Here is a 22,067-nt window from a genome sequence, read left to right as displayed (position 1 = left end):
AACATCACGTTCGGAAGTATAGCGAACAAGATATCAATTATTCAAATATAGTCAGCTTGTCCTTGGCTGGTGTACGTTCTTTGGCAGAAGGAATAACCTCCGGATACCCCATGTAAACCATGCCGATAATTTTTTCTCCAGCCTGAATGCCAAGGGACTTCCGGAATTTGGGTCCATACAGGAAAGGCTTGGTTACCCAGAACGTTCCGATGTCTTCACTCCATGCAGCGAGTAGGAAGTTCTGTACCAATGCACTCACTGCAGCAAAATCTTCATCCCAAATATTCTGGCGCGGATCTTCTTCCATAACGACAAGCATGACGGAAGGGACCTGTTTGATATTGGCAGAGAACTTGTTATCCTCTCCCATCTCTGCATCAATAGCGTCTGCGAGCTTGTTCAGTCCACTTCCGCTAAACAATAAAAACCGCCACGGCTCACGCAATTTATGATTGGGTGCCCATACGGCTGTATCTAACAAATCAATAATCTGCTGTGTGGGAACAGCTTCTTTTTTAAACTTTTTGACGGTACGACGATTTTGAATGGCTTCTCTTACAACGTTACCCGTTTGAGTAGATTTACTCATGACCATGCCTCCCAGGTTATAAAAAATTATCCATGACCGCAGTTCAAGCCTGCGGTGTGAATCGACTCATTTATGAAAAATCAAACGGTGCAGCAAAACTGGATTACCCTCTTGATTATACACTGATCTGTTCATTGGATTCAAAGGAATGCGGATAACATTATTTCGTTCTGATTATTTCGGATGCAAAAAGGCGACTTCGACTCTTCCCCCACGGAGGGATTCTTAGAGTCAACGTCGCCTTTCTTCATTATAAATAGCTATTTAATCAATAAGGGTATGATCCTGCTCCTTCATATTTCCCATTCACAAAATCCATTTTGTTTATTTTTTCTTGGTTGCCGGCGATATCCGTGCTGAAATACTCCACTGTTTTGACATCAGGAGCATAAATTTTTATTGGTCCGGTAAACGTGATCCATTGCCCGCCATTGATTCTGTACTGGGTCATCTTCAAGCCAGATCCGTTAACTTCATCCGTTGCCTTTAACTTAAAATTAAAACCATTAATATATTGTTTTCCGTTAGATACCTCTGTTAGAGGAATTAAGGCATATTTGGTTATAGGCGCGGTTTTGTCCACATTACTCTTGAGAATAAAATCAAAATTATTGTTAGGTCCTTTGACCAAAGTTACCCTAATCGTTTGCTTGATATAACCATCCGCTTCGACAGAGATTGTGCTTGGTCCCGGAAGCTGCTGTTTCATCGTATACTTACCTTGTTTGTCTGTTGTTGTCTGTAAACCATTGATTGTCACTTTGGCGCCTATGATCCCCTTTCCACTCTCATCGATCACCACGCCGTTTACAGCTGCAGCCTCTTGCAGATAGAAATTCAATTTATTCGTAGTTCCATAGGATACTGTCACATATTTCGTGTACGGAACATAGTCATTCGCATTGACCTCAACATCAATGTTTGTGGTTTGATATGCGTTAATCCCCGTGATGGCGTAGTTGCCATCCTTGTCTGTTTTAATTGTTTGGCTTACCGTTGTAGCTTTTACAATTGCACCCACAATAGGTTTGCCCGATTGGTCAGTCACTGTACCTACGATGGTGGCTGGCTCAAAGAGTACTAAATTCACTACTTTCGTATCCCCCGGATTCAAGGTTACATAACTAAAATTCATTCCTGAATCCAAGTACCCCTTCGCTACCGCTTTAATGGAGAAATCTGTGCTTTCACCTATCGCCGTTTCAAACCGAAAATCTCCTTTGGAATCGGTCTTCACTATTTGTTTTTGTTCCCCACCCGTTTGCTGCGTAATATGTACGTTCACATCTTTTACTGGAAAACCATCGAGATCAGTAATTTGTCCAATAATATACGCAGTTTGAGCGAAACGATTCCCCATTTCCCTGACAGAAGCATCTTTGGATGCTGCATATGTCGTTTCAGAATGCAGCAGACCAAACACCCCAGAAAATAATAAAAACACACTTAAACGAATCATCCATTTCCATTGAATACTCATGACAATCGTTCACCTCATCCAAATATAATAGTAAATTTTAACAATATGAAATTGTTACATCTATCTAACTGACTAACATTTCGAGCTTCCAAAATTCCCCGCCCCATACATATTGCCAAATCTCCTCGCCACCGTTCATGGTTTCACTTATATCCAGGACTTCCATTCTAGGAGTCTCCCAGACCTGTTTATCTTTCTTTTCTGCAGCAGATTGAATTTCCTTCATAGTTCACACCCTCTTTTTAATATTTTCTTTTCTTATTTTATTATAAATGATACATTTTGTATCTATTTATAATAATACTTCAATCTCTTTTGTCGTCTAGCAATAAGTTAGAACACATCGCGAGGCTTTATTGTTTATGGAATTAGAATGAACTTGGGAATGGACATATATGGCAAGGAGAATGAGTGCACTTTATAAAAAGCAACTCAGTAGCATAGACTGGTTTGAAACACATCGTTTGAGCTCTTATTTAGAGAATTATTAATGAGATGTAGTCCATTAACGTTCGGAAAAGGAAATATTAACAATAAGGATAATTTCAATTACTCACTTTTAGATACAAATTGTATCATCATTACTGCATGTGAAGCAGTTATGTTCTTAATTTCTTTTTACCTATAACCAGCCCCAAAAAAATAACCCACAGGAGAGTCACTTTTTCAAGTGTCTTTCCTGTGGGTTAACAAGAATCCCTTATATAGTAGGAACTCAAAATGCATTAATAATATGATCAACCGAGACGGTTTCGCCTGCTTTATCCAGCATGACTGCGATCACATCAAAACGAATTTGATGATTTGTCTCTCCCGTCATTTGCAAATATACAGATGCAGTTGCACGTACCTGCTTCATTTTACGGATATCTACCGACTCCTGGGGTGTACCATACTGCATAGTTCCGCTTCTACTGCGGACTTCAATAAAAATAATCATGCCTTCATGGGAAGCAACGATATCAATCTCTCCGCTACGGCAACGCCAATTGCGCTTCAAAATGCGATAATCATGCTCCTGAAGCCAGTCGCAAGCAGCTTCTTCACCCAATCGTCCTTTTTGCTGACGTGTCAGTTTTGAAGCTGGAGCTTGTTCTGATCTGCGCTCTACCACGATTCCTCTTCCTCTCGTCCTGAAGCCAGACGGTCAGCACGATAAATGTAAGTCAACACTTCGGCCACCAGTTGATACAGTTCGGACGGAATCTGTTCATCCAAATCCAGCTTGGAAAGCACTTCAACAAGTGCGGCATCCTCCTGAACCGGCACACCATTTTCCTTGGCTTTATCCAGAATGGCCTCTGCTACTTTGCCACGGCCTTTGGCTACGACCACTGGCGCTTCGCTCTCACCAGGTACATATTTTAAAGCAACGGCCTTTTTGGAAATCAGGTCCGGTTGCGAATCCTCTTTCATACCCGCATGTCCACCCCTTTGTATCGTTCAGGACTGTAGTCCGAGGCAGTCATTTTACGTTCAGCACCCTGTTCCTGGCCAACAGGCCAGGGTTCCGCCTTGAAAGTCAGCAACTGATAACCCAGCTTGTCCAGCGCCCGATGGATCTCTTCACGCCCACTTTCTAGAAGCGGTCCCATTCCTTCACCGTCATTCAGTACACGCAGACTGACGATATTGTTGACAACATGCACATCGACCAGTGTTGGACCGAGACTTTTCATATCCAGATCGAACCACAGGCGACAGTTGGATGCATCCAACTCACCACGTTGTCCGCGGCGTGATTGAATTTGGACGGAAGCCGTCTCTTCTCCATCAGGTCCGGTAATGGGGATAAACCAGTGCATCTGTGCAAAGGTAGCACTCCGATCTGTTGTTAGCAATAACTGCTGACCTGTCAGAAATTGCACAGCCTGTCCGGCGGCATCCTTAAGCGCCGCCGGTGCACCATCGCTGCTGGCAAGCTGCAGCAGCAAGCCCTTGAGCGTGTCCGCGGTTCCCGGACTCGCCACATCCCCCACGCGCGCCTGCGCAGCCGCGCCGTGCACTGCCTGCTGCTCGTGCTCCGCACCGAGCAGCTTCAACACGCGCCCCACCCACGGGTCCCCCGTGGGTGACGGGCGCCGCCGCAGCTCCCGCAGGTGCTGCGGCACTACCGCCAGCCGGCAGCGCATCCGCGCCGGCTGGCAAAGGCTGCGGCACGCCTCCGGCAGCCGCAGCCGCGCCGCCCTGCGATGCAGGGGCGGCCTGTGTCGCCGCACCCGGCTGTGCCGGTGCGGCTGTGGACGCGCTGCGCAGCGCGTCCAGCAGCGCCAGCAGCTTGGGCGCCAGCTGCGCTGCCGATGGAGCTGCTGGCGCCGCCTGCCCTGCTGCGGAAGGGCTAGGCCCCGCAGCAGCAGGCGTTTCACCGCGGCCGTCGGTTCGTCCGGCCACGCCACCCTCAGGCTGGCCTGCAATCACTCGGCCAACCGCAGCTTCCACTGCCGCCCCCGTCGTGCTCGGGCGGCTTCCAGCAACGCCCGCGTCAGCTGCACGCAGGCTCTCGCCAGGTATTCCGGTTCCTGCCGGAATACCTGTACCCACCTTGCCAGCAGTTTCAACATGGCTGGCCCCAGTCTTAACCCCAGCCATCTCGGCAGTCCCTGCTCCAGTCTGTCCATTGCCTTTCACCGCACTACTACCAACAGCATCCTCCGGTCCATCTGCCATTGGAGTACCACCAGCAGCTGCCCCAGGCACAGGTTGCCCAGATAAACCACTTGTTCCTCCTACCTGACGGTTACCGCCTAAGGCAGCTACCGTTTCTCCCGCCTGCTCTCCGTTTAACGGTACGGGCACTCCCACCATAATGTTATTCTTCACCGTAGCCGCCTGTTCTCCGGTCGACAGCGTTTTACCCGCGGTTTGGGTTAGCATGGACTCCAGCTGTTCAGCCAACCCCTTCAACAACTGATGTAGTGGCGGGCCAAATACCGCTTGATGCAAGCCCTTTACCGTTTCCGCCGTAACCGGAAGACCACGCTGAAAAGCAATACCTGTTGCCTGCACCCACTCTTCAACAGGCACCTGCGCAGGTTTGGCTGTCATCATATTTTGAACCATGGCTACATTATCCTTGGTTAAAGGTAATCCGCTTCGCTGCATAGCTAACAGCAGTTCCCGATTCCCCTTGGTATCCGGTAAACCTACCTCCTGAAGCAAATTGTTCAAAGATGCCTGTGGCAGTTCTGCCAATGTACCCGTCAGAGGTTTCATTACCGTTACGCCATTTTCACCTGGAGGCTGGACCTGAAGCAACGTTGTTTCGCCTGGCCGAAGCGGAGTTTCCAGTTTTGCACGCACCTGTACTCCCTGAATCTGAAGAACCGCATCTGCTCCATCATCGGATACACTAACCACAGAACCCCGTACAACCTGACCTTCCTTTAACTCCAGTGGCTTGGCATTTCCCGGTTTACTATCCCCTAGCAACCCACGTATCACGGAACTTATATTCAAAACCTTCACCCTCCCTCCGTGTATGGTTTAATTAGAATAAAGTGTGCTGTTCTCCAAGCAGATTGCCGAGAAAACTGCGACGGTGCATGGGTGTAGCACCAAGAGCCATAATTTGTTCACGATGAAATTTCGTTGCATATCCCTTATGTATCGATAAACCATATTCCGGATATAACGTATCCCAATCCTCCTTGCAAAGCCTATCCCGGGTAACCTTCGCAATAATGGATGCTGCCGCAATGGATTGACTGTTGGCATCGCCTTTAATAATGGACAACTGCGGTATATTCACATCTACCTTTTCGGCATCCACCAACAGGTAGTCCGGCACGCCCTCAAGCGCTTCTACCGCACGTTTCATGGCAAGCCTTGCAGCCTGTTTAATATTCAGTTGATCAATCGTTTCCGCATCCGCATAACCGATCCCCACTGACAACGCCTTTTCCATAATGATGTCATATAATGCGTCGCGCTTTTTCTCCGTTAATTTCTTGGAATCATTAACCCCTTCCAGAATCAGATCACGAGGTAAAATAACGGCTGCCGCTACTACATCTCCAAATAAACAGCCACGTCCCACTTCATCAATTCCGGCAATATGTTCAAATCCGCTTTCCCAATATTCACGCTCATAGATCAGCAGATCTTTGGGCTCCACCAATTCTTTTTTCTTCTTTTTCGGTTCAACCAGGGCATCCAGTTGGGTCAATTCAGTTAACTCATTCATTTCCTTCATTACAGTGTCATCTCCTCTGCCCACTCTTGCTTCAACACATCATTTTTATATCATTTTATTATATAGACGTAGATTCCCCGATTTTTGTTCTATCAGATCCAATTAAACAAGAAATAAACTTCTGTGAAGCATACATGATCATACGATGGTGAGTTATTATTTTATCGGTATCTGATGGCTTAAATTGAAGATATTCAACATTGAGCTGGCTAAATCTTTATCACTCATCATAGCATGATTTAAGAGACCCAGATATACTTACAATGCAATCCCATAAAGTGCAATTTTCTAGAATCACCTTCCAGATCAATCACGGTTCCTCTATTTTAATTCCAGTACGGCAAAAAGCGACCGCTCCCGGTTATCCGGTAACGGCCGCTTCTTTCGGCAGTTGTTTCTTATTTAATAAGGAGCTTCCATAGAGAAACGTCCCATTTTGCCCGCACGCAGTTCACGCAGAAATGCTCGCGATGCCTTTTCCAAATCGATACGCCCACCACTTACCACACAACCACGTATACGACCAACCTGTTCCATGATCGCAACAACGCTGTCCGAATCATCCGCATCCTTGGAGAACTCCTGAAGTCCATAGCGTTCTTCAAGTGAATCCCAGTAATAACGCATCAGATAACTGATGCCAAAAAAGGCGATGTCTTCTGCATTCAGAATCTCTTCCTTAATTGCACCAGTTACCGCAAGACGATAACCCACGTTTTGATCTTCAAATTTCGGCCAAAGAATACCCGGGGTATCCAGCAGTTCCATCTCTTTACCCACTTTAATCCACTGTTGTCCCTTCGTCACACCAGGACGATCTCCCGTTGCCGCAATGTTCCGTCCAGCCAGTCTGTTAATTAACGTGGATTTACCCACGTTTGGAATACCAACAATCAGTCCACGAACCGCTCGAGGGTTAATCCCTTTAGCTACTTGACGGTCAATTTTTTCTTTAAGGAGAAGCTTGGCTTGTGTTGGGATGTCTTTCACGTTGGTTCCTGTTGAAGCATCTACAGGGAAAGCAGTGATTCCCTCTTTTTTGAAATATTCAATCCATTCTTGCGTCACTTTCGCATCCGCCAAGTCGGACTTATTCAACAAAATCATCCGGGGTTTGCCCTGTAAAATCTCGTCAATCATCGGGTTGCGGCTGGAGACAGGCAGACGGGCATCCAGCAGTTCGATGACCACGTCAATCAGCTTTAATTTATCCTGAATCTGGCGTCTGGCTCGGGTCATATGACCTGGAAACCATTGAATCGTCACCTTGTCTTCACCTCATTATTTGTTGATGTACAAGCTTTTCTATAACATGCACACCGCATCACTTTGCTGGCAAAACCATCTTAGATCTCTATTATCCCCAGATTAGTTCTACCCTTAACGTTTAGTGCACATTCCATATTTTGCTTATACATCCTGCATTCATATTAATGGTTAATCCACTTGATATCGCCGATCGGCCAGAAAATCACATCTGCACGACCTACAATATCCTTCAATGACACATAACCGATCATCCGGCTATCTGTACTGTTCGGACGGTTATCCCCCATTACAAAAACATGACCTTCAGGTACTTTCCCATCCGGGAATTGCTCATTAGGGAAGTCCTTCACGTTATAGGTTCCACCGTTCGCTTCAGCAGCATCGATGGCTCCCTGAATGTAAGTCTCATCGACTTTTTTACCATTGACGAGAACCGTATCATCCTGGACCTCGACGGTATCACCAGCGACAGCAATGACACGTTTAATGAAATCACGGCCTTCAGATGGAACGTGGAATACGATAACTTCTCCGCGCTGTGGCTCTCTGATATCATATAAAATTTCATTGACGATCACACGTTCACCTGTATGAAAATTCGGCTGCATGGAAGGCCCGTCCACAACAAACGGTTTGAACAGCAACCACCGAATCAAAATGACAAGTACTAGTGCGATCACGATGGCTTTGAGCCATTCGAAAATTTCATTTTTGGCTTTTTTGGATCGACTGCCTTTCTCTTCGACAGTATTGCCCTGGTCCTGTTGAACTTCCTGTTCCATTAATGATCTTCCTCTCTTCACAGTACATGTTATAGCAGTTTTTACACATCATCAGTTATGTAATCTTTCACGCAAGCATTACCAGTACATTTAATCCACAATTCAAATGTCCTTCAATAACTGATTCCACAAGCCTCCCGGACTATTCGCGCATGTGCCGCCATACCATTTTACTCGGAAGTGCACCTCCGGTTCAACTTTTCCCGGACAAAAACGAAAAGGGCTTGTCTCCAAGCCCTCCCCGGTATCCGTTATATTAACGAATTTCTTTAATTCTCGCTGCTTTACCGCGTAGTTCACGAAGATAATAAAGCTTCGCACGACGCACTTTACCACGGCGAGCCACTTCGATTCTATCGATTTTAGGGGAATGAAGCGGGAAAGCTCTTTCCACACCTACACCGTAAGAAATTTTACGAACTGTAAAAGTCTCACTGATTCCACCACCACGGCGTTTAATCACAACACCTTCGAACAATTGGATACGCTCACGAGTTCCCTCGATTACCTTAACGTGCACTTTCAAAGTGTCACCAGGACGAAAACTCGGAATATCTTTACGAAGTTGTTCTTGTGTAATCGCTTGAACGATATTCATCTATGACTCCCTCCTTCCGTACAGGCGTTCATACTTCTTCCAGAGAACACCTTGTCTCCTTCATTATCCATAGAGGACCGCCGTATTCCACATAACAGACTCATTGTATCACGCACCATAACAAAACACAAGGAAAAATAAACAAATTGCTGACAGCACTCTTTGGTTCTTCAATCGCCTTCTTTAATGACCTTTATTCCAATTAGTCGTTATCCACTATAACGTTCATCTTAAACAAATCCTGAATTCTATTATAGTCACATTACATTCCCATTAAGCTACATCTCTCCCATCCTCTTTTCTGCACAATTCCTTTATGCACATCGAAGATTCGCCCCTATGGATTGTCATAATTAGTATTCTGGAATAAGTCAAGCATGAGACGGAAAAAATACTGTAACTTTCTGTCAAGAAAGATCGTCTATGATATAGCTTGTTGGATTACGTGCTGAGCATCTAAAATCTAATTCCACGAAGAAATGAAATGGCAAAAGGAGAACCAATCGACTTATGAAACACTTCAAAAAAATTGCTCTTGCTGCACTCGCATTACTCACTTGTACCATTACAATGTATGCGTATGCGGTAACTCATCCTACCAATGCAATGTCTCACAAAGCATGCACGTCTTGGGATATGGTCAAACGTAAGGCATTTCTAATGTCTCACTCCGACTATTCCAGCAAACCTGCACTTGATCTGGCTACCTTTCACATCGCACCAGGTTCGGCTACTGAAGTACCTGTACTGATGTATCATTACATACTGCCCAAAATCAACAATCACGAATCAAACAACAAATCGATCATTAATCTGGAAGATTTCGAAGAAAACATGAAATATTTGCATGAAGAAGGCTATAACACAATTACACTGGAGCAGCTAGAGCAATACGTGAATGGACAGATCTCCCTGCCCAAAAAATCAATTGTCATCACCTTTGATGACGGATATCAGAACAATTATACGTTAGCCTACCCTGTGCTCAAAAAATATAATTTCCATGCTTCCCTGTTTGTAATCGGCAGCAAAATTCAGGATCAGCCTTCGGCTTTTGATCCAACCAAAAATACGTTTATCTCCAAACAGGAGATGCAGGCCGCTAAAGACGTCTTTGAGTTCAATAGCCATACCTATAATCTGCATCACAAAGGATATATGCGTTGCGGCGACAACGTACCTGTTGGACTCGACACAAGCCTGTTGAATGATGACGTAAAGCTGATGAAAGAAACGGGTATTGATACGCCATATCTTGCCTACCCTTTTGGTTATACCAGCACACAGATGATCTATCAACTTCAGCAAAATGGATATCGCATGGCCTTTTCCGTACGTTCAGGATTTGTTCGACCTGGGGATAATCCTATGAAGCTCCCACGATTAACGGTTACAACAGGAACCGATTTGGCTGCATTGCTCCATCATGAATCAGACCAACAGGAAATCCTTCCTGTCGTAGAGATCAGTCATTAAGTTAGATTGAAACTTCCCCGCCTGGATAAAGAGTCGAGCTATACAGCCTTTTCGGCTGAAGCTGGGCTCTTTTTAAGTTCACAGAGGTTGGAGTGGTTACATCCATCACTGAGCTGGAATAGATCACCGCCTCATGTGCATCATAAATGATGACCTGTTCCCTTCCGCTTTGACACAAGTCTGCGTGTACGGCATAGCCCTCTTTTCCGAACGCTGCAACCGTTTGCATGTTACCATTAATCAAAGATGGCAGGTCGCCCCCACCTCGGCGATAAGCCAGGATATAGTCAAGCCCGCTGTCATCCCAGTTGCGTACAGGCTCAATAATGGTTAACCAGCCACGAGTTTTACGATCTTCTTTCCATAGTTCTTTTCCGTCGCGATCCAGCATAAATAGTCCATCCTTACCATTCTCATCTCCACGAATAATCCGATCCAGACCTGCAATCTGTAATCCTTGTCTTTCGCCATAAAATTTCCCCAATGCAATATGCTGTGATTCAATCGAATCCTCATATCGCCATTTTTCATTACCGTGCCGATCCATCATCACCGTGACACTGCCACCGATAACAATTTCAACCTCTCCATCCTCGTCCACATCGCCAAACCATATACAGTCTGCATGATCATCAAGATTATGACAGGACCATAATAATGTTCCATCATGATCCAGCATGTCATACCCGGCCATCACTTCATCCTTGCCATCCCCATCGATATCGTATACCCACGGAAAATGACCTATATTGCCTTCATGCTTCCACAACACATTGAAATCATGGTCTAAAGCCCATAACGTCTTATACCGATCCTTCAGCAGGATATCCATTGTGTGTTGGTCCCCAGTCAGGTTTGCAAGGATAATACAGTCATGCGCTTGCTCTCCAGGCAAATCATGACGTTTCTTTATCACCCCGGTTCTTCCGTCCAGAATAAGAAATTGTTTGTTCATTACACACAGCACTTCATTATTTCCGTCCCCATCCCAATCTGCAATCTGAGCGGGATAGTCTGATCCTGGACCGCCTGCGTCCGGATTTGGTGTTCCGACCTGCCACATTAATGTTCCATCCAGATCATATGCCGACAAACAGCATACCTGATGCGGAACGTAACGATCGTCTATGCCCCCATCTGCCTGTACCAACAGCATCTCAAGCCTGCCATCTCCATTCAGATCCCCCAGAAGCATCTTGCAGCGCTCTCCAGCTTCACTAATATTCATTCTGCCAACTTCATAAGGCTGATGATTCATATTCTTCCTCCTCAGCATGTCGTCATACGCTTCTAGCTGAGATCACCATAAAGAAATTTTTCAGTTTATACAACCCCATTTCGGAACAAGCAAAAATGTTCAAAGCGGCAAGAGTGTTCAATAGTAGGAGTAAGCTTGTTAGCTTATGGCTTAATCCATTCTAGAAATTCAAGTCGATTTCCAAAGGGATCATTGATATAGAACCTTTTTACACCTTCATCAGTCCGCGCTTCATCATCAATGACTTGAATATGGTTACGATTCAGAACGTCACGCAACGCATCTAAATTCTGTACGTGAAATGCCGGATGTGCTTTTATAGCGGGAACAAAATCTTTTTGCACTCCAATATGTACTTGATGCATGCCACATTGAAACCAAACACCACCACGTTTTCTCAACATTTCAGGTTTGGGAATCTCGTTCCAACCTAACACTTTAATAAAAAAATCACGTGCATCCGTTTCACACTCTTCTGGTGCAGCAAGTTGCACATGGTCAAGACCATAAAAGTGATAAGACATATATAAGCCACCTTTCGTTTCATTTGATGAAACCAAGTTTCATATTATACTCACATTTTATAGTACCTGCCAATGAAAATCCAGTTTTTTCACATTCTTCAATATAAAAAAAGACCAACCTATATATCACTAGGCTGGTCTTTCAGACTTTCGAAAGAGATTATTTTACGTGCTCAAACGAAATACCATCAAATTACTCAACATTCTTTTCACGTTCGGAACGAATCTTATTTAGCCAAATTCGTTCTTTGTCCGTCAAGTCCGCCGTCTCCAACATATCGGGTCTACGTTCCAGCGTACGAAGCAAGGATTGCTCTCTGCGCCATGCCTCAATATTCAGATGATGTCCGGATAACAGCATATCTGGAACCTTCATACCTCTGAATTCGGGAGGACGTGTATAATGCGGGTATTCAAGCAATCCGGTACTAAAGGAATCCGTTACAGCACTTGTCTCATTGCCAAGCACACCCGGAATAAGGCGCACAATACTGTCAATCGCCACCATCGCAGGCAGCTCGCCACCCGTCAGCACGTAATCACCAATCGACAACTCGTCCGTCACGAGAAATTCACGGATACGCTCATCGTAGCCTTCATAATGTCCGCAAATAAAAATCAGATGATCTTCTTGTACAAGTTCCTCTGCTTTTTTCTGTGTGAACGTCTCACCTTGCGGACACATTAGAATAATACGTGGCGGTTTCATCGTTGCCGCAGCTTCGCCCCGCTGCTCTAATACATCTTCAACAGCAGCAAAGATGGGGTCTGGCTTTAATACCATACCTCCACCTCCACCATAAGGTGCATCGTCGACTGTATTATGTTTATTGGTCGCAAAATTCCGAAAGTTTGTTGCTCCCAGAGATACAAGCCCTTTGGTTTGGGCTTTACCCAGAATACTGGTTCCGAACACACCGTCAAACATTTCCGGGAATAGGGTTAATACATCCACTTTCATGTTACAGCAGCCCTTCCATCAGGTGAACCTTGACTTGCTTCTCTGTAACATCCACATCAAGAACAACATCATCAATAACCGGGAGCAGAATTTCTTTGCCTGCCGACGTTTTGACAACCCATACATCATTCGCTCCAGGAGTCAAAATCTCAGAGATGGTTCCAAGTGTTTCACCCTCATCGGTGATGACAGAACACCCTACGATTTGATGGAAGTAGTATTCACCTTCCTCCAGCTCAGCCAGATTCTCTTTTAACACTTTGGCCATGCCGCCTTTAAACTTCTCTACTTCATTAATGTTGTCATACTCTTTCAGACGAAGAATATACATGTTTTTATGCAAACGTGCAGATTCCACGTTAACCATGACTGGATGATTATCGGGTGTAAAGAAAAACAACTCTGCATTTTTCGCAAAGCGCACTTCCGGGAAATCAGTTAAAGGCATGATTCTCACTTCTCCGCGAATGCCATGCGTATTGACGATTTTGCCTACATTCATAAACTCTGCCATACTTTCCTCCTACAATCCATTCATATTGGTACTCATATGTGATGATCTCCCTGCTGCCGTTCCGGTTATGGATTCATTCTTCGACTCGCTGTTATCCTAACGCTTCTTCAGTATCGATTCCATACCCTCACTACTTCCGCAGATCATCATATTTGACGAGCTATTTCAATTCTATGATTTAAGTTTCAGCATGCACGAAAAGGGGCTAGGACATGCATCCTAACCCCCTTTCGTATATCTTTAAGATATGATATCAACGGTTACCCGTTTATCCATCTTAACTGCTGCTGATGTGACGACTGTACGAAGAGACTTTGCGATTCGTCCCTGTTTACCAATCACTTTCCCAACATCGTCAGGATGAACGGTTAACTCATAAACGACAAGCCGGTCTTTCTCAACCGTCCGAACCGCCACATCTTCCGGATGATCGACCAAAGCCTTAGCAATTATGCTTACTAATTCTTCCATAGAGGACCCTCCGAATCAGCACCTTATTTAGTCAATTTAGACTCGTGGAACTTCTTCATCACGCCCGCTTTGCTCAGCAAGTTGCGGACAGTGTCAGATGCTTGTGCACCGTTTTGAAGCCATTGCAATGCTTTATCTTCATCGATCTTAACAACAGCCGGTTGTTCAACCGGGTTGTAGTAACCGATCTCCTCGATAAAACGACCGTCACGTGGGGAACGGGAATCCGATACCACTACGCGGTAGAAAGGAGCTTTGTGAGCACCCATACGTTTCAGACGAATACGAACTGCCATTTGAAAATTCACCTCCTTCAATGAAATCTGTATATCGTTCAGCTGCTCCCGGAATCAACGGAAAGGAAACTTCATTCCTTTGCCCAAACCTTTGAGCTGCTTCATCGCTTTGTTCTTGCCGCCTTTAGGTCCCATCATATCTGAGAACTGTTTCATCATGCGGCGCATCTCATCAAACTGCTTGATCAGACGGTTTACTTCGGCCAGGGATGTTCCACTACCTGTAGCAATCCGCTTCCGACGGCTATGGTTGATCATATCCGGGTTACGTTTCTCTTCGGTCGTCATGGAGTACACGATCGCTTCGATCCGGCCCATCTGTTTATCATCAACCTTCAGGTCCTTGGCTTGTTTCATCTTGCCCATACCAGGAATCATATCCATGATCTGATCAATTGGCCCCAGCTTTTTCACTTGGTCCATTTGCTCCAGGAAATCTTCGAACGTGAATTCTGCATTACGCATCTTCCGTTCCATTTCCTTGGCTTTTTCGGTATCAATGTTGGACTGTGCCTTCTCAATCAGAGAGAGCATGTCACCCATACCAAGAATACGTGAAGCCATACGTTCTGGATGGAAAGGCTCAAGTGCGTCCAGTTTCTCTCCAAGAGAAGCAAACTTAATCGGACAACCGGTGACTGCTTTAACCGAAAGCGCGGCACCACCACGAGTATCTCCATCAAGCTTAGTCAGAACCACCCCGGTCAGATCAAGCTGCTGGTTAAAGTGTTCTGCCACATTAACTGCATCCTGACCCGTCATGCTGTCTACGACAAGCAGTACTTCATCCGGGTTCACTACGCTGTGAATCTGACGAAGCTCTTCCATCAGTTCTTCATCGACATGCAGACGTCCAGCTGTATCGATAATGACGTAGTCATTACCGTTATCCTTGGCATGCTGCAGACCCTGACGTGCGATCTCTACAGGGCTTGTCTGATCTCCCAGTGTAAATACTGGCGCTTTGATCTGCTCGCCGAGCACTTGCAACTGCTTGATCGCTGCTGGACGATAAATATCTCCTGCAACAAGTAACGGTCTGCTATTTTGCTTTTGCAGCATTTTGGCCAGTTTACCGGATGTGGTCGTTTTACCCGCACCCTGCAAACCAACCATCATCAATACCGTAGGCGGTTTGTTGGCTTTGGCCAGCTTCGACTGGCTTCCACCCATCAAATCCGTCAGTTCCTTGTTTACGATGTCGATAATGACCATTCCGGGCGTGAAGCTCTCCATCACTTCTTTGCCGACAGCCTTCTCTTTCACCTTGGCGATGAATTCCTTGACCACTTTGAAGTTTACATCCGCTTCGAGCAATGCCAGACGTACCTCGCGCATCGCTTCGGCAACATCTTCATCAGACACCTTGCCTTTGCCGCGCAGCTTGCTGAACACATTCTGCAATCGGGTCGTTAATCCTTCAAATGCCATGATCCCACCTCCTTAAGCTGTAATACTGTTTTCAGGACCGATACGTTTCGTTCAACTCTTACAAACTACTCTCTGAGCTGATGAATAATATCGTTTATTTGTTGGTTGTTATCAATGGAAACGCCTGCGCGCTCCAATGCATTTTGCAAATCTTCAAGATTACGGTTGCGCCGTTCGTGCTTCTCCAGCAAGCCAAGCTTGCTTTCGTAATTTTCCAGCACTTGTTCGGCACGCTTGATATGCTCGTATACCGCCTGGCGGCTGATCTCGAACTCGGCTGCAATCTCGCCCAGCGAGAAATCATCATGAAAGTAATACTTTAGAAACGTCTGCTGTTTCTCGGTAAGCAACCGTTCATAGAAAGCAAACAGCAAGTTAATCCGGTTTGTCTTCTCAAGCCGGTTTTCTTGACTCATAACGGGGCACTCCCTTCGTCAAGGAAAAACACTTTACACTCTTGCAACGTTCCTAATAATACCTAAAACAAATCAGGTTGTCAAGCAAAAATACTTGTCACAATAAAAACGTTCATTTTGCACTCATTTTTCGTGCCTACACGGTTGATCTTAGCCATTCCTATACAGTAGAATACGACCTACTGCATCCTTTATATAGAACAAAAAACGAATGGGCCTCCACAGATGGAGCCGATTCGTTTTACGCTATCTACCGTGTTCTAGCGAAGTGGTGTCAGGTACAGCAGTACCATAAAGAAATGAAGAATACTGCCTGCTAACACAAAGAGATGCCAAATCGCATGGTGATACGGAAATCCACGCCACACATAAAAAAGCGTACCCAGTGTATACATCAGGCCTCCTGCAACCAGCAGCACGATTCCGCCTGTAGGAATGGCAGCCATAAGCGGTTGCCAGGCAATAACGATGAGCCAGCCCATCGCAATATAGAAAATCGTGGACATGAATAGAAACTTTTTCGTAAAAAACGCCTTAAAGATCACGCCGAATAATGCGATTCCCCAGATTACACCGAACAGGGTCCAACCAAGTGTGCCGCGAACAGCAATAAACAAAAGCGGAGTGTACGAACCCGCAATAAACAAATAAATGGAAGAATGGTCGAAAATCTCAAATAAATCTTTCATTTTTCCATCTTTCCATGCATGCACGAGTGTAGAGCTCGTATAGAGCAGCAGCATAGTGATCCCGTAGATCGTGAAACTGACCACATGCCAAGCCGTGCCTTTCATACTCGAAAATACAATCAACAGCACCAGTGCAGCTACACTGAGCGCAGCTCCGATTCCATGAGTCACCGCATTGGCGACTTCCTCACGGCGGGAATAGGTATAGGTATTGGCCATATCAACCGTCCTTTCTAGCCCTTTAGCCTTGCCTTCTTTATTCCCATTATACACGTATTGCCAGTGACATTACACGTGACACTTATCACGTATATCACTGGCAATACGGTTAACGCTATTCATTCATCCCACTTTATTAATGGTTCTAGGAACTGGCTTCCTCATCTTCAGCACTTTCAGCTGGCTGTTCCTGGATCAGTCCGGCAAACAACGCATGCACGAATTGCTCTGAGTCGAACGGCTGCAGATCATCAATTTTTTCACCAAGTCCGACCAGCTTCACAGGCAGATCCAACTCCTGACGAATTGCAACAACAATACCACCTTTGGCGGTACCGTCCAGCTTCGTCAGTACAAGTCCGGTTACCCCACTCTTCTCTCCGAAGAGTTTGGCCTGATTCAGTGCATTCTGACCAGTAGTTGCATCCAGCACCATTAATACTTCATGTGGTGCTTCCGGAATTTCACGTTGAATGACACGGTAAATTTTGTTGAGTTCGTCCATCAGGTTCGATTTATTTTGCAGACGGCCCGCAGTATCACAGAGCAATACATCAGCACCCCGCTGTTTCGCAGCCTGCACCGCATCATACATTACAGCGGCAGGGTCAGAACCTGATTGCTGCTTGATGACTTCCACACCGGCACGTTGTCCCCATACTTCGAGTTGTTCAATCGCTCCGGCACGGAACGTATCGCCTGCTGCCATAATGACCTTTTTACCCTGCTGTTTGAAGCGATGGGCCAGCTTACCAATCGTTGTTGTTTTACCCACACCATTAACACCGACAAACAAAATGACCGTGATGCCATCCGGATTCATTTTCAGTTCATTATTCTGCTCTCCACGAAGCAAATCCGTCAGTTTTTCGGACAATACAGGCTGTAGTTCAGCCGCATCCTCAATTTTGCGTTTTTTGACTTCATCACGCAGATCTTCAATCAGTTTCATAACCGTATTGACACCTACGTCGGCTCCAATCAGAATTTCTTCTAATTCTTCATAGAATTCCTCGTCGATTTTTTTACGACGGATAACGAGATCCGACACTTTCTCTACAAGACCTTTACGCGTCTTTTCCAACCCGTCCTTGAACTGCTTGGTAACCGACTCTGTTTTGCTTGCAATGCTGTCTCTCAGCTTTTTAAAGAAACTCATAAAGCCCCTCCATCGTGTACATTTCTTAGTTTAAATGATATTAGATGAGTTCATGCGTGACCACCAACTCAAAGATTAGGCAATGACAGCTTCCTCATCTTCCAGTTTAACCGAAACGAGCTTGGATACTCCGCCCTCTTCCATCGTGACACCATACAGCACATCCGCTTCTTCCATTGTGCCTTTGCGATGTGTAACAACGATGAATTGTGTTTGTTCCGAGAACTCACGTAAATACTGGGCAAAACGCACCACGTTGGCTTCATCCAGCGCCGCTTCCACTTCATCCAGTACGCAGAACGGTACAGGCTTAACATGCAGTATAGCGAATAAGAGTGCCATTGCGGTCAACGCTCGTTCCCCACCGGATAATAGCTGCAGGTTTTGCAGCTTTTTGCCTGGTGGCTGGGCGACGATATCAATGCCCGTATCGAGCAAGCGCTCAGGGTCCATCAATACAAGATCCGCGCGTCCTCCGCCAAACAGCTTGGTGAAGACAGTGCCAAACTCCCGGCGAATCGCATCAAATGTTGCCTTGAATCGTTTGGCCATCTCGTCTTCCATTTCTCGAATAACCTGATACAACGTTGTCTTGGCTTCGACCAGGTCATTCTTCTGCGTGCTGAGGAACTCATACCGTTCGTTAACCCGCTGGAATTCCTCGATGGCTCCCAGATTGACATCGCCGAGAGCCGCAATGCTGCGCTTCAGTTTCTGCACCTCAGCCTGTGTGCTCTCCACATCTTCCGGTACTGGATAACGCTCTTTGGCAAGTTCATAGCCGAGCTCATACTCATCCATCAGTTTGCGCAAAATGTTTTCCAACTCGACATCCAGTCTGTTCACGGAAATTTCCGTTTGTCGCATCTGTTCCTCCACAGCTTTCAGCTGTGTGCGCTGTTCCTTCGTTTCACTCTCGGCAAGCTCAAGCTTCTTCGACAGTTCACTTCGGGCAGCACGCTTGAAGTCCAGCTCCTGTGCGGATTCCGCTTTTTTCAGCTTGTATTGGTTAAGATCTTCAATCTGTTTAACACTTTCAGTCTCTGTTTTCTTCAGATCGGCTTCCATGGAGGCCAGCAACGTACGATTTTGACGAAGATCCTTCACCAGTGAATCCACTTCGCGCTCCAGACGGCGTAATTGCTCCTCGTTGGAGAATCGCTCCTGATCCAGTTTCCCCTCTCGGACTTTCAGATCAGTGAGCTGAGTCTGCAATTCCTCCTTCGCGGATTCATTCGCTTTACGCGCAAATTCTGCCGCATGAATGGCACGATGGGTCGCCTTCTCTTCTTCCTCAAGCTGCTCCAGCTTCTTCACAGCGACATCACGGGCTGTATCCATCTCTTTGATTTCTTCAGTAAACCCGCTCTTCTCCTGCCCGGCTACGGCAACCTGTTCCAGTACGTGGCGCAGTTCATGCTCAACCTGCTTCATTTCCATTGAAGCCTGCTGTTCTGCATTCCGGGTGTCGTCTCCGGACTGACGCAGCTCGTCCAGCTTATCCTGGCACTGCTCCAGTTGGGCTTTTATATCATCCACACTGCGATGCAGTTTTACGATCTGATTTTCAGTATCCAAAATATCCTGATCCAACTGATCCAGCTGCCGTTTACGGCTGAGCAGACTACCATTTTTCTTGTGCTGGCTACCACCAGTCATGGAACCACCCGCGTTAACCACATCGCCTTCCAGGGTTACGACCCGGAAACGATATTGACAGCGAGCAGCGATCTTATTGGCATCCTCCAGCTTCTCCGCAATAATGACGTTACCGAGCAAGCTTCCAATGATCGCAGCATAACGGGATTCGTATTGTACGAGATCCGCACCAATTCCCACAAAACCATCCATGCCTTCAATCATCGAACGTTCACCCGCGCCAATGGTACGTGCACGAATAACATCCAACGGGAGGAACGTAGCTCTGCCCAATTGGCGTTGTTTCAGAAAAGCGATTGCCTGTCTGGAAACCGATTCATTCTCCATGACAACATGCTGCAGGGAAGCGCCCATCGCTGTCTCTACCGCAAGCTCGATCTTCTCAGGCACTTTAACGAGCTCTGCAACGGCTCCATGAACCCCGTTCAGTGTGCCTTTGCGTGACGCCTTAAGAACTTCTTTGACACCCAGCATGAAACCGTCAAAATCATCCTGCATCTCTTTCATTGTATCGCGACGGGATACCTGGGCCTCACGCTTCTGCTCCCATTTACGAACAGTTCCCCGGCTTTCTTCAAGCAGCTTCTGCAGCGATTGGAGACGTTCACTTTCCGTAATATATCCACCGCGCAGATCACTGATTTCCTTGCCTAAGCGAACGACTTTCTTCTCAATCTCCGTTTTGCGGGCTTCCAGCGTTTCCTTCTGGCCTTCCCACTTGCCGGATTCCTCAGTCGCGCGATTCATTCGCCGTTCCAGCGTTTCTTTCTGTTGGTCCGCGTAACGAATTTCATTTCGTGTCTGAGCCATCTGATTCATCAGTTCCAACAAGTTTCCCTTAAGGCTCTCCTCCTGCTGTTGGCTAATGCCACCAGTGACACCGATGAGTTTGGCCTCTTCTTCGGACAGACGGTTTCTCACGTCACTCAGTTCAAGCTCAAGCTTGGAAAACTTCTCGCGTAATGCCAGTAACTCAGCTTCACGCTCCCGATGTCTCTCTTCACTCGCTGCAAGCGTCACTTTAAGCTGTTCCTGGTTCGTCTGCAGATGACGCGAACGCTCCTTGAGCAGTTCCCCGAGGCCTTCACTTTTCTCCGTTGCTTCACTGAATTGCAATAAGGCCGATTGCAGCTGTTCGGTCTCCGTTTCCAGCGTCCGCAGTGCATTCCGGTCACTTTCCAGCTTGGCATCATGAGTGGAGACGATAGCCGCCAATCCGACTTCTTCCTGTTTCAACGATTCAAGTCGTTGGTTTGCTTTGCTCCATGAAGCGTGAATTTGTTCGATCTGATACACATACATGGAGATTTCCTGTGATTTCAACTGTCCACGCAATTCTTTGTAGTGGATTGCTTTCTCCGATTGTTCCTTTAACGGACCAATCTGGTCTTCCAACTCGGTCACCAGGTCATGAATACGCAACAAATTCTGTTCCGTCTCATCCAGTTTGCGAGTAGCATCCCGTTTGCGAGATTTATATTTAACAATACCTGATGCCTCTTCAAAGATCCCCCTGCGATCCTCTGAACGGGTACTCAGAATCTCTTCAATTCGTCCCTGTCCAATAATCGAGTAAGCTTCCTTGCCGATCCCGGTATCCATAAACAATTCGGTAATATCCTTCAACCGACACGACTGCTTATTGATAAAATATTCACTGTCTCCGCTGCGATGTACACGACGCGTCACCGTTACTTCACCAAAATCCAAAGCAAGCGCATGATCTTCGTTATCCAGCGTCAACGAAACTTCACCATAATTAACAGCCTTACGTGCATCACTGCCGGCAAAAATGATATCTTCCATCTTGCCACCACGCAGTGATTTGGCGCTTTGTTCTCCAAGAACCCAGCGTATACCGTCTGAAATGTTACTTTTTCCACTTCCGTTCGGGCCCACAACAGCGGTTATGCCACGAACGAATTCCATTTCCGTTTTGTCGGCGAATGACTTGAATCCACCCAGTTCAATCCGTTTCAAAAACATAGGGTTTCCCGTCACCTCCTCTTGCATATTTCAAATGTTGCATTCAGCGCCTAGTTATGGAACAGGAAAAGAATATCCTGATCCTCCTTACAAAAAAA

Annotated in this window: 24 protein-coding genes; 2 read left to right on the top strand and 22 right to left on the bottom strand. The window is 46.2% G+C overall.

Going from position 1 to position 22,067, the window contains the following annotated elements:
- Positions 1-37: 37 nt before the first annotated feature.
- Positions 38-589, bottom strand: coding sequence for a nitroreductase (locus tag MKY42_RS11900; RefSeq protein ID WP_339851232.1), 552 nt, complete (start codon positions 587-589; stop codon positions 38-40).
- A gap of 32 nt (positions 590-621) precedes the next feature.
- On the opposite strand from MKY42_RS11900, the gene MKY42_RS11895 reads away from it, so the two are divergent.
- Positions 622-747: a hypothetical protein gene (locus tag MKY42_RS11895; protein WP_339851230.1), complete on the top strand. Its 126-nt coding sequence runs from the start codon at positions 622-624 to the stop codon at positions 745-747.
- 110 nt (positions 748-857) lie between these two features.
- Here MKY42_RS11895 and MKY42_RS11890 read toward each other — a convergent pair whose 3' ends face one another.
- From MKY42_RS11890 to rplS, 10 genes are all read right to left on the bottom strand, one after another.
- Positions 858-2,069, bottom strand: a complete 1,212-nt coding sequence (locus tag MKY42_RS11890) for a carboxypeptidase-like regulatory domain-containing protein (protein WP_090895926.1) — start codon at positions 2,067-2,069, stop codon at positions 858-860.
- Between the two features lie 64 nt (positions 2,070-2,133).
- The gene (locus MKY42_RS11885) at positions 2,134-2,295 is read right to left on the bottom strand and encodes a paeninodin family lasso peptide (protein WP_143067009.1); all 162 of its coding nucleotides are present in this window, start codon (positions 2,293-2,295) and stop codon (positions 2,134-2,136) included.
- A gap of 489 nt (positions 2,296-2,784) precedes the next feature.
- On the bottom strand, positions 2,785-3,183 hold the full coding sequence (locus MKY42_RS11880) for a YraN family protein (protein WP_090895924.1): 399 nt from the start codon (positions 3,181-3,183) through the stop codon (positions 2,785-2,787).
- Positions 3,177-3,485 carry an EscU/YscU/HrcU family type III secretion system export apparatus switch protein gene (locus MKY42_RS11875; protein ID WP_090895922.1) on the bottom strand — a complete coding sequence of 103 codons (309 nt, stop codon included), beginning with the start codon at positions 3,483-3,485 and terminating at the stop codon, positions 3,177-3,179. The genes MKY42_RS11880 and MKY42_RS11875 overlap by 7 nt, the downstream gene beginning before the upstream one ends.
- On the bottom strand, positions 3,482-4,039 hold the full coding sequence (locus tag MKY42_RS11870) for a hypothetical protein (protein ID WP_339851227.1): 558 nt from the start codon (positions 4,037-4,039) through the stop codon (positions 3,482-3,484). The genes MKY42_RS11875 and MKY42_RS11870 overlap by 4 nt, the downstream gene beginning before the upstream one ends.
- The gene (locus tag MKY42_RS11865) at positions 3,957-5,525 is read right to left on the bottom strand and encodes a hypothetical protein (RefSeq protein ID WP_339851224.1); all 1,569 of its coding nucleotides are present in this window, start codon (positions 5,523-5,525) and stop codon (positions 3,957-3,959) included. Before MKY42_RS11865 ends, MKY42_RS11870 begins: the two co-directional genes overlap by 83 nt.
- Positions 5,526-5,556: 31 nt before the next feature.
- On the bottom strand, positions 5,557-6,252 hold the full coding sequence (locus tag MKY42_RS11860) for a ribonuclease HII (protein ID WP_090902134.1): 696 nt from the start codon (positions 6,250-6,252) through the stop codon (positions 5,557-5,559).
- A gap of 411 nt (positions 6,253-6,663) precedes the next feature.
- Positions 6,664-7,527, bottom strand: coding sequence for a ribosome biogenesis GTPase YlqF (ylqF, locus tag MKY42_RS11855; RefSeq protein WP_090895917.1), 864 nt, complete (start codon positions 7,525-7,527; stop codon positions 6,664-6,666).
- Between the two features lie 164 nt (positions 7,528-7,691).
- On the bottom strand, positions 7,692-8,312 hold the full coding sequence (gene lepB, locus MKY42_RS11850) for a signal peptidase I (RefSeq protein WP_090895915.1): 621 nt from the start codon (positions 8,310-8,312) through the stop codon (positions 7,692-7,694).
- 256 nt (positions 8,313-8,568) lie between these two features.
- Entirely contained in the window at positions 8,569-8,910 is a 342-nt protein-coding gene (gene rplS / locus MKY42_RS11845; RefSeq protein WP_024630190.1) for a 50S ribosomal protein L19, read from the bottom strand.
- A gap of 510 nt (positions 8,911-9,420) precedes the next feature.
- Here rplS and MKY42_RS11840 point away from each other — a divergent pair.
- Positions 9,421-10,386: a polysaccharide deacetylase family protein gene (locus tag MKY42_RS11840; RefSeq protein ID WP_090895911.1), complete on the top strand. Its 966-nt coding sequence runs from the start codon at positions 9,421-9,423 to the stop codon at positions 10,384-10,386.
- Between the two features lies 1 nt (position 10,387).
- Here the strand turns inward: MKY42_RS11840 and MKY42_RS11835 are convergent, their stop codons facing one another.
- The 11 genes from MKY42_RS11835 to smc form a co-directional block, all read right to left on the bottom strand.
- On the bottom strand, positions 10,388-11,644 hold the full coding sequence (locus MKY42_RS11835) for a hypothetical protein (protein ID WP_179265169.1): 1,257 nt from the start codon (positions 11,642-11,644) through the stop codon (positions 10,388-10,390).
- Between the two features lie 143 nt (positions 11,645-11,787).
- Entirely contained in the window at positions 11,788-12,168 is a 381-nt protein-coding gene (locus MKY42_RS11830) for a VOC family protein (RefSeq protein WP_090895906.1), read from the bottom strand.
- Between the two features lie 193 nt (positions 12,169-12,361).
- Positions 12,362-13,129, bottom strand: a complete 768-nt coding sequence (gene trmD / locus MKY42_RS11825) for a tRNA (guanosine(37)-N1)-methyltransferase TrmD (protein ID WP_090895903.1) — start codon at positions 13,127-13,129, stop codon at positions 12,362-12,364.
- A 1-nt stretch (position 13,130) separates the two neighbouring features.
- On the bottom strand, positions 13,131-13,643 hold the full coding sequence (rimM, locus tag MKY42_RS11820) for a ribosome maturation factor RimM (RefSeq protein ID WP_339851217.1): 513 nt from the start codon (positions 13,641-13,643) through the stop codon (positions 13,131-13,133).
- A 240-nt stretch (positions 13,644-13,883) separates the two neighbouring features.
- Positions 13,884-14,114, bottom strand: coding sequence for a KH domain-containing protein (locus tag MKY42_RS11815; protein ID WP_024630185.1), 231 nt, complete (start codon positions 14,112-14,114; stop codon positions 13,884-13,886).
- Positions 14,115-14,137: 23 nt separating this feature from the next.
- Entirely contained in the window at positions 14,138-14,410 is a 273-nt protein-coding gene (rpsP, locus tag MKY42_RS11810) for a 30S ribosomal protein S16 (protein ID WP_024630184.1), read from the bottom strand.
- A gap of 54 nt (positions 14,411-14,464) precedes the next feature.
- Positions 14,465-15,841, bottom strand: a complete 1,377-nt coding sequence (gene ffh / locus MKY42_RS11805; RefSeq protein ID WP_024630183.1) for a signal recognition particle protein — start codon at positions 15,839-15,841, stop codon at positions 14,465-14,467.
- 65 nt (positions 15,842-15,906) lie between these two features.
- Complete coding sequence (locus MKY42_RS11800; protein ID WP_063564663.1) at positions 15,907-16,257, bottom strand: putative DNA-binding protein; 351 nt, start codon at positions 16,255-16,257, stop codon at positions 15,907-15,909.
- Between the two features lie 260 nt (positions 16,258-16,517).
- Positions 16,518-17,165, bottom strand: a complete 648-nt coding sequence (locus tag MKY42_RS11795) for a hemolysin III family protein (protein WP_090895901.1) — start codon at positions 17,163-17,165, stop codon at positions 16,518-16,520.
- A 145-nt stretch (positions 17,166-17,310) separates the two neighbouring features.
- Complete coding sequence (gene ftsY, locus MKY42_RS11790) at positions 17,311-18,324, bottom strand: signal recognition particle-docking protein FtsY (protein ID WP_090895899.1); 1,014 nt, start codon at positions 18,322-18,324, stop codon at positions 17,311-17,313.
- A gap of 75 nt (positions 18,325-18,399) precedes the next feature.
- Positions 18,400-21,969, bottom strand: coding sequence for a chromosome segregation protein SMC (gene smc / locus MKY42_RS11785; RefSeq protein WP_179265171.1), 3,570 nt, complete (start codon positions 21,967-21,969; stop codon positions 18,400-18,402).
- Between the last annotated feature and the right edge of the window lie 98 nt (positions 21,970-22,067).

Source organism: Paenibacillus sp. FSL W7-1088 (genome assembly GCF_037969855.1).
Lineage (GTDB): Bacteria > Bacillota > Bacilli > Paenibacillales > Paenibacillaceae > Paenibacillus.
The sequence above is the reverse complement of the archived record's forward strand: the minus strand, read 5'-3'. Positions and strand labels throughout refer to the sequence as shown.

Excerpts from the sequence above, each read along its gene's own strand:
- MKY42_RS11900 (WP_339851232.1), bottom strand. The coding sequence starts at position 589 with ATGAGTAAATCTACTCAAACGGGTAACGTTGTAAGAGAAGCCATTCAA.
- MKY42_RS11895 (WP_339851230.1), top strand. The coding sequence starts at position 622 with ATGACCGCAGTTCAAGCCTGCGGTGTGAATCGACTCATTTATGAAAAA.
- MKY42_RS11890 (WP_090895926.1), bottom strand. The coding sequence starts at position 2,069 with ATGAGTATTCAATGGAAATGGATGATTCGTTTAAGTGTGTTTTTATTA.
- MKY42_RS11885 (WP_143067009.1), bottom strand. The coding sequence starts at position 2,295 with ATGAAGGAAATTCAATCTGCTGCAGAAAAGAAAGATAAACAGGTCTGG.
- MKY42_RS11875 (WP_090895922.1), bottom strand. The coding sequence starts at position 3,485 with ATGAAAGAGGATTCGCAACCGGACCTGATTTCCAAAAAGGCCGTTGCT.
- MKY42_RS11860 (WP_090902134.1), bottom strand. The coding sequence starts at position 6,252 with ATGAATGAGTTAACTGAATTGACCCAACTGGATGCCCTGGTTGAACCG.
- lepB (WP_090895915.1), bottom strand. The coding sequence starts at position 8,312 with ATGGAACAGGAAGTTCAACAGGACCAGGGCAATACTGTCGAAGAGAAA.
- rplS (WP_024630190.1), bottom strand. The coding sequence starts at position 8,910 with ATGAATATCGTTCAAGCGATTACACAAGAACAACTTCGTAAAGATATT.
- MKY42_RS11840 (WP_090895911.1), top strand. The coding sequence starts at position 9,421 with ATGAAACACTTCAAAAAAATTGCTCTTGCTGCACTCGCATTACTCACT.
- MKY42_RS11835 (WP_179265169.1), bottom strand. The coding sequence starts at position 11,644 with ATGAATCATCAGCCTTATGAAGTTGGCAGAATGAATATTAGTGAAGCT.
- MKY42_RS11830 (WP_090895906.1), bottom strand. The coding sequence starts at position 12,168 with ATGTCTTATCACTTTTATGGTCTTGACCATGTGCAACTTGCTGCACCA.
- trmD (WP_090895903.1), bottom strand. The coding sequence starts at position 13,129 with ATGAAAGTGGATGTATTAACCCTATTCCCGGAAATGTTTGACGGTGTG.
- rimM (WP_339851217.1), bottom strand. The coding sequence starts at position 13,643 with ATGGCAGAGTTTATGAATGTAGGCAAAATCGTCAATACGCATGGCATT.
- MKY42_RS11815 (WP_024630185.1), bottom strand. The coding sequence starts at position 14,114 with ATGGAAGAATTAGTAAGCATAATTGCTAAGGCTTTGGTCGATCATCCG.
- rpsP (WP_024630184.1), bottom strand. The coding sequence starts at position 14,410 with ATGGCAGTTCGTATTCGTCTGAAACGTATGGGTGCTCACAAAGCTCCT.
- ffh (WP_024630183.1), bottom strand. The coding sequence starts at position 15,841 with ATGGCATTTGAAGGATTAACGACCCGATTGCAGAATGTGTTCAGCAAG.
- MKY42_RS11800 (WP_063564663.1), bottom strand. The coding sequence starts at position 16,257 with ATGAGTCAAGAAAACCGGCTTGAGAAGACAAACCGGATTAACTTGCTG.
- MKY42_RS11795 (WP_090895901.1), bottom strand. The coding sequence starts at position 17,165 with ATGGCCAATACCTATACCTATTCCCGCCGTGAGGAAGTCGCCAATGCG.
- ftsY (WP_090895899.1), bottom strand. The coding sequence starts at position 18,324 with ATGAGTTTCTTTAAAAAGCTGAGAGACAGCATTGCAAGCAAAACAGAG.
- smc (WP_179265171.1), bottom strand. The coding sequence starts at position 21,969 with ATGTTTTTGAAACGGATTGAACTGGGTGGATTCAAGTCATTCGCCGAC.